The following is a 6,608-nucleotide window of genomic DNA, read 5'->3' on the forward strand; positions in this document are numbered from 1 at the left end:
TTCTGATACCGGCTTATTCAGAAGTGATTCCAAATGAAGTGGATTATCCACTTATCTTACGAAGAGGTAAGACTGAATATTCCAATGATGAGCGCAGGGATGGACACCGGTAACGGAGCACCGTATGGCGATTGCAATGGCAAGGCAAGGCGGAATCGGAATCATCCATAAGAATATGTCCATCGAAGAGCAGGCAGAAGAGGTTGATAAGGTAAAGCGTTCCGAAAACGGAGTCATCACAGATCCTTTTATCTTTCGCCGGAGCACACGCTGGCAGACGCCAATGAGCTGATGAGCAAGTTCCGGATCTCAGGAGTGCCGATCACAGAGGGAAGAAAACTGGTGGGGATCATCACCAATCGTGATCTGAAATTTGAAGAGGATTTTTCCAAGAAGATCAAAGAGTCTATGACGTCGGAGGGTCTGATCACTGCACAGGAGGGGATCACACTGGAAGAAGCCAAAAAGATTCTGGCGAAAGCAAGGAAAGAAAAGCTTCCCATTGTGGACAAGGAGTTCAATCTGAAGGGTCTGATCACCATTAAAGATATTGAAAAGCAGATCAAGTACCCGCTGTCTGCCAAGGATGAGCAGGGAAGACTTCTGTGCGGAGCAGCCATCGGGATCACGGCAAACTGTTTGGAGAGAGCGGAAGCTCTGGTCAATGCCAAAGTGGACGTAGTGGTAATGGATTCTGCGCACGGACATTCTGCAAATGTGCTGCGTACGGTGGATATGGTCAAGAATAAATTTCCACAGCTTCAGGTGATCGCGGGAAATGTGGCAACGGGAGAAGCTACGGAAGCTTTGATCCGTGCGGGAGCCGACGCTGTTAAAGTCGGGATCGGGCCGGGCTCCATCTGTACGACGCGCGTAATCGCAGGGATTGGGAGTACCCCAGATAACGGCGGTAATGGAATGCTATGAGGCCGCCGACAAGCATGGGATCCCGGTGATCGCTGACGGAGGGATCAAGTATTCCGGAGATATGACAAAGGCTATCGCAGCAGGCGCCAATGTTTGTATGATGGGAAGCATTTTTGCGGGTTGTGATGAAAGCCCGGGAACCTTTGAACTGTATCAGGGAAGAAAATATAAGGTATATCGTGGAATGGGATCCATCTCCGCCATGGAAAATGGAAGCAAGGACAGATACTTCCAGACAGATGCAAGAAAGCTGGTGCCGGAAGGCGTAGAAGGCCGGGTTGCCTATAAGGGGACGGTAGAGGATACCGTGTTCCAACTGATGGGAGGACTTCGTTCCGGAATGGGCTACTGTGGAACGCCCACCATTGAGGATCTGAAGCAGAAAGGACAGTTTGTGAAGATCTCCGCAGCCTCTCTGAAGGAGAGCCACCCTCACGACATTCACATTACAAAGGAAGCGCCGAACTACAGCGTAGACGAGTAACAGATAACAGAACATACAAACCTCCCCCAAAGGTGGCAGATCAGAAACGGTCTGCTTCCTGCGGGGAGGTTTTTGTGAAAATCGATTGTCAGGATTGGGACCAGTCCGTCAACACGTTTTGTCCTACTGCCTCAAAAGAAGAGACAGAGCAGCAGGATAACTTTCTGCGCTCAGGGTGGAAGAAAACGCTTATCGGATAATGTCCAGAAATCCCATCTGATCCAAAGCATTCAGTACCAGATGTCTGCCGGCATCGGTTCCGTCAATGATCCTCCTGGCACGGACAGAGTCTCCAATATTCAATACCTCTACCGGCTCTCCCAGGAACCCGTCAGAAAGCTCGGCCAAAACGGGAGCATATGCCTTCATGCCAAGACATACAAATCCATAGTCGAAGGGTAGCGTTTCTTCCGTGCCATTTTGGTTGACCAAAAAGGCGTCCGGGAGTACTTTGGTCAAAGCAGTGCCGGTCAGTTGTCGTACTTGTCCCTTTTGCAGGAATTCTTTGGACGCTTGCTATGGAAGAAGCATCCAGACCGTTTCCGATGGTAGGAAGCATTTCTACCAGAGTGATCTGCGCATTTCTGGACACGAAAAATTCCACTACATCCAGCCCAACTGCTCCGCCGCCGACTACCACCACCCTTTTGCCGGACAGATCTTCCGGATAGCGCTCCACCTCTGCAATAAAATCCAGAATGGAAAAAACAGGTGCGGAAGACTGCAACTGCTGGGCCAACCCATCAATAGGAGGAAGGATGGGAACGGAACCGGTAGCGTTTACTACCAGGTGCGGGTGATACTGTCTGACACGCTCCAAAGTTCCCTCTGTGTTGGTCAGGATGGTCAGATTTTCCAGCTGTCCGGCACGAGCTTTCAGATAGGTGGGGAAATCGGCCAGACGTTTTTTGGCGGGGATCTTGGAGATTTCCACAGACAGTCCGCCGATTTTGTCTGTTTTTTCTAAAAGGGTTACATGACAGCCCACCTCGGCTGCCGTACAGGCTGCCTCCAGGCCGGCGGTTCCGGCGCCGACTACCACCACGTTACAGGGAGAGGACACCTTGTATTTTTGTAGGCTTCTCCATAGATCAGGTCGGGATTGATGGTGCATCTAAGAGGCTTATTGCCGCCGATACGATTTCCTACACATCCCACATTACAGGAAATACACTTCCGCAGCTGCTGGGTGCGGCCATACTTGATTTTGTTGCACCATTCGGGATCGGCGATCAGCCCCCGGCCCAGTCCGATAAAGTCCGCATCCCCCCGCGCCAGGATATCTTCCGCCACCTGGGGATCACGGATGTTTCCGATAGCGATGGTAGGCTTGTGAAAACGGTCGCGTACAGCTTTTGCCATATAAGCCCGCCAACCGTCTTCCAGATAATTGGCATCGATCTGGTATTGGATAGTGGGGTTCAGGCCGGCAGAGGTATCGAACAGGTCCACCTCATCCTGCAGATATTCCAGGTATTCCAGGCAGTCCTCAATGGTATTTCCGCCTGCCACCAGTTCATCCACACTCAGCCGCAGGGAGATGGGAACATGGGGGCCGATGGCAGCACGCACCTGATCGATGACCATACGGCAGAAGCGGGACCGGTTCTTGGCGGAGCCGCCGAATTCATCTGTTCGGTCGTTCATCGTGGGAGACAGGAACTGACTGATCAGGTAAGAATGCCCTGCATGAATTTCTATCAGATCAAATCCTGCATTTACTGCCCGCTTTGCACCAATCCCATAGTCTTTTGCAATAGCTTCCAGCTCTTCCCTGGAAAGTGGCCGGGGCGTTTCTCCGCCGGGCTTGGAAGGAAGTGTGGAGGCAGATACCGGCTATATTCCCCGACTGTTTAATCTGACGGAAGCCTGTCACAGACAGGGCGCCTGTATCGGTATTCAGCTGAACCACGCAGGAGCTTCTGCCATGAGCTCCCGGATCGGAATGCAGCCGGTATCTGCCTCCACACTTCCTTCCAAGCCCGGCGGAGAAACGCCCCGGCCACTTTCCAGGGAAGAGCTGGAAGCTATTGCAAAAGACTATGGGATTGGTGGCAAAGCGGGCAGTAAATGCAGGATTTGATCTGATAGAAATTCATGCAGGGCATTCTTACCTGATCAGTCAGTTCCTGTCTCCCACGATGAACGACCGAACAGATGAATTCGGCGGCTCCGCCAAGAACCGGTCCCGCTTCTGCCGTATGGTCATCGATCAGGTGCGTGCTGCCATCGGCCCCCATGTTCCCATCTCCCTGCGGCTGAGTGTGGATGAACTGGTGGCAGGCGGAAATACCATTGAGGACTGCCTGGAATACCTGGAATATCTGCAGGATGAGGTGGACCTGTTCGATACCTCTGCCGGCCTGAACCCCACTATCCAATACCAGATCGATGCCAATTATCTGGAAGACGGTTGGCGGCTTATATGGCAAAAGCTGTACGCGACCGTTTTCACAAGCCTACCATCGCTATCGGAAACATCCGTGATCCCCAGGTGGCGGAAGATATCCTGGCGCGGGGGATGCGGACTTTATCGGACTGGGCCGGGGGCTGATCGCCGATCCCGAATGGTGCAACAAAATCAAGTATGGCCGCACCCAGCAGCTGCGGAAGTGTATTTCCTGTAATGTGGGATGTGTAGGAAATCGTATCGGCGGCAATAAGCCTCTTAGATGCACCATCAATCCGACCTGATCTATGGAGAAGCCTACAAAAAATACAAGGTGTCCTCTCCCTGTAACGTGGTGGTAGTCGGCGCCGGAACCGCCGGCCTGGAGGCAGCCTGTACGGCAGCCGAGGTGGGCTGTCATGTAACCCTTTTAGAAAAAACAGACAAAATCGGCGGACTGTCTGTGGAAATCTCCAAGATCCCCGCCAAAAAACGTCTGGCCGATTTCCCCACCTATCTGAAAGCTCGTGCCGGACAGCTGGAAAATCTGACCATCCTGACCAACACAGAGGGAACTTTGGAGCGTGTCAGACAGTATCACCCGCACCTGGTAGTAAACGCTACCGGTTCCGTTCCCATCCTTCCTCCTATTGATGGGTTGGCCCAGCAGTTGCAGTCTTCCGCACCTGTTTTTTCCATTCTGGATTTTATTGCAGAGGTGGAGCGCTATCCGGAAGATCTGTCCGGCAAAAGGGTGGTGGTAGTCGGCGGCGGAGCAGTTGGGCTGGATGTAGTGGAATTTTTCGTGTCCAGAAATGCGCAGATCACTCTGGTAGAAATGCTTCCTACCATCGGAAACGGTCTGGATGCTTCTTCCATAGCAAGCGTCAAAGAATTCCTGCAAAAGGGACAAGTACGACAACTGACCGGCACTGCTTTGACCAAAGTACTCCCGGACGCCTTTTTGGTCAACCAAAATGGCACGGAAGAAACGCTACCCTTCGACTATGGATTTGTATGTCTTGGCATGAAGGCATATGCTCCCGTTTTGGCCGAGCTTTCTGACGGGTTCCTGGGAGAGCCGGTAGAGGTATTGAATATTGGAGACTCTGTCCGTGCCAGGAGGATCATTGACGGAACCGATGCCGGCAGACATCTGGTACTGAATGCTTTGGATCAGATGGGATTTCTGGACATTATCCGATAAGCGTTTTCTTCCACCCTGAGCGCAGAAAGTTATCCTGCTGCTCTGTCTCTTCTTTTGAGGCAGTAGGACAAAACGTGTTGACGGACTGGTCCCAATCCTGACAATCGATTTTCACAAAAAACCTCCCCCGCAGGAAGCAGACCGTTTCTGATCTGCCACCTTTGGGGGAGGTTTGTATGTTCTGTTATCTGTTACTCGTCTACGCTGTAGTTCGGCGCTTCCTTTGTAATGTGAATGTCGTGAGGGTGGCTCTCCTTCAGAGAGGCTGCGGAGATCTTCACAAACTGTCCTTTCTGCTTCAGATCCTCAATGGTGGGCGTTCCACAGTAGCCCATTCCGGAACGAAGTCCTCCCATCAGTTGGAACACGGTATCCTCTACCGTCCCCTTATAGGCAACCCGGCCTTCTACGCCTTCCGGCACCAGCTTTCTTGCATCTGTCTGGAAGTATCTGTCCTTGCTTCCATTTTCCATGGCGGAGATGGATCCCATTCCACGATATACCTTATATTTTCTTCCCTGATACAGTTCAAAGGTTCCCGGGCTTTCATCACAACCCGCAAAAATGCTTCCCATCATACAAACATTGGCGCCTGCTGCGATAGCCTTTGTCATATCTCCGGAATACTTGATCCCTCCGTCAGCGATCACCGGGATCCCATGCTTGTCGGCGGCCTCATAGCATTCCATTACCGCCGTTATCTGGGGTACTCCAATCCCTGCGATTACGCGCGTCGTACAGATGGAGCCCGGCCCGATCCCGACTTTAACAGCGTCGGCTCCCGCACGGATCAAAGCTTCCGTAGCTTCTCCCGTTGCCACATTTCCCGCGATCACCTGAAGCTGTGGAAATTTATTCTTGACCATATCCACCGTACGCAGCACATTTGCAGAATGTCCGTGCGCAGAATCCATTACCACTACGTCCACTTTGGCATTGACCAGAGCTTCCGCTCTCTCCAAACAGTTTGCCGTGATCCCGATGGCTGCTCCGCACAGAAGTCTTCCCTGCTCATCCTTGGCAGACAGCGGGTACTTGATCTGCTTTTCAATATCTTTAATGGTGATCAGACCCTTCAGATTGAACTCCTTGTCCACAATGGGAAGCTTTTCTTTCCTTGCTTTCGCCAGAATCTTTTTGGCTTCTTCCAGTGTGATCCCTCCTGTGCAGTGATCAGACCCTCCGACGTCATAGACTCTTTGATCTTCTTGGAAAAATCCTCTTCAAATTTCAGATCACGATTGGTGATGATCCCCACCAGTTTTCTTCCCTCTGTGATCGGCACTCCTGAGATCCGGAACTTGCTCATCAGCTCATTGGCGTCTGCCAGCGTGTGCTCCGGCGAAAGATAAAAAGGATCTGTGATGACTCCGTTTTCGGAACGCTTTACCTTATCAACCTCTTCTGCCTGCTCTTCGATGGACATATTCTTATGGATGATTCCGATTCCGCCTTGCCTTGCCATTGCAATCGCCATACGGTGCTCCGTTACGGTGTCCATCCCTGCGCTCATCATTGGAATATTCAGTCTTACCTTCTTCGTAAGATAAGTGGATAAATCCACTTCATTTGGAATCACTTCTGAATAAGCCGGTATCAGA

3 protein-coding genes and 3 pseudogenes are annotated in these 6,608 nt (G+C 51.7%); 2 read left to right on the plus strand and 4 right to left on the minus strand.

The window, feature by feature from the left end:
* Positions 1–2: 2 nt before the first annotated feature.
* Positions 3–1,411: pseudogene (gene guaB / locus FYJ34_RS15220) on the plus strand (IMP dehydrogenase).
* A 189-nt stretch (positions 1,412–1,600) separates the two neighbouring features.
* On the opposite strand, the gene FYJ34_RS13305 reads toward guaB (FYJ34_RS15220), so the two are convergent.
* From FYJ34_RS13305 to FYJ34_RS13315, 3 genes are read right to left on the minus strand one after another with little or no spacing between them, the layout of a single operon-like run.
* Entirely contained in the window at positions 1,601–1,759 is a 159-nt protein-coding gene (locus FYJ34_RS13305) for a hypothetical protein (RefSeq protein ID WP_235899514.1), read from the minus strand.
* Positions 1,743–2,456 (minus strand): FAD/NAD(P)-binding oxidoreductase, encoded by a 714-nt coding sequence (locus FYJ34_RS13310; protein WP_330582637.1) that lies wholly within the window; start codon positions 2,454–2,456, stop codon positions 1,743–1,745. Before FYJ34_RS13310 ends, FYJ34_RS13305 begins: the two co-directional genes overlap by 17 nt.
* Positions 2,447–3,178 carry an NADH:flavin oxidoreductase gene (locus tag FYJ34_RS13315; RefSeq protein ID WP_235899516.1) on the minus strand — a complete coding sequence of 244 codons (732 nt, stop codon included), beginning with the start codon at positions 3,176–3,178 and terminating at the stop codon, positions 2,447–2,449. Before FYJ34_RS13315 ends, FYJ34_RS13310 begins: the two co-directional genes overlap by 10 nt.
* Before the next feature lie 28 nt (positions 3,179–3,206).
* Between FYJ34_RS13315 and FYJ34_RS15225 the strand changes: the two are divergent.
* Positions 3,207–5,007, plus strand: a pseudogene (locus tag FYJ34_RS15225) (oxidoreductase); the annotation flags it as partial.
* 191 nt (positions 5,008–5,198) lie between these two features.
* Here FYJ34_RS15225 and guaB (FYJ34_RS15230) read toward each other — a convergent pair.
* Positions 5,199–6,607 (minus strand): annotated as a pseudogene (gene guaB, locus FYJ34_RS15230) (IMP dehydrogenase).
* Position 6,608 lies beyond the last annotated feature (1 nt).

The sequence above is a fragment of the Suipraeoptans intestinalis genome, from assembly GCF_009696485.1.
In the GTDB taxonomy this organism is placed as follows: Bacteria; Bacillota; Clostridia; order Lachnospirales; family Lachnospiraceae; genus Suipraeoptans; species Suipraeoptans intestinalis.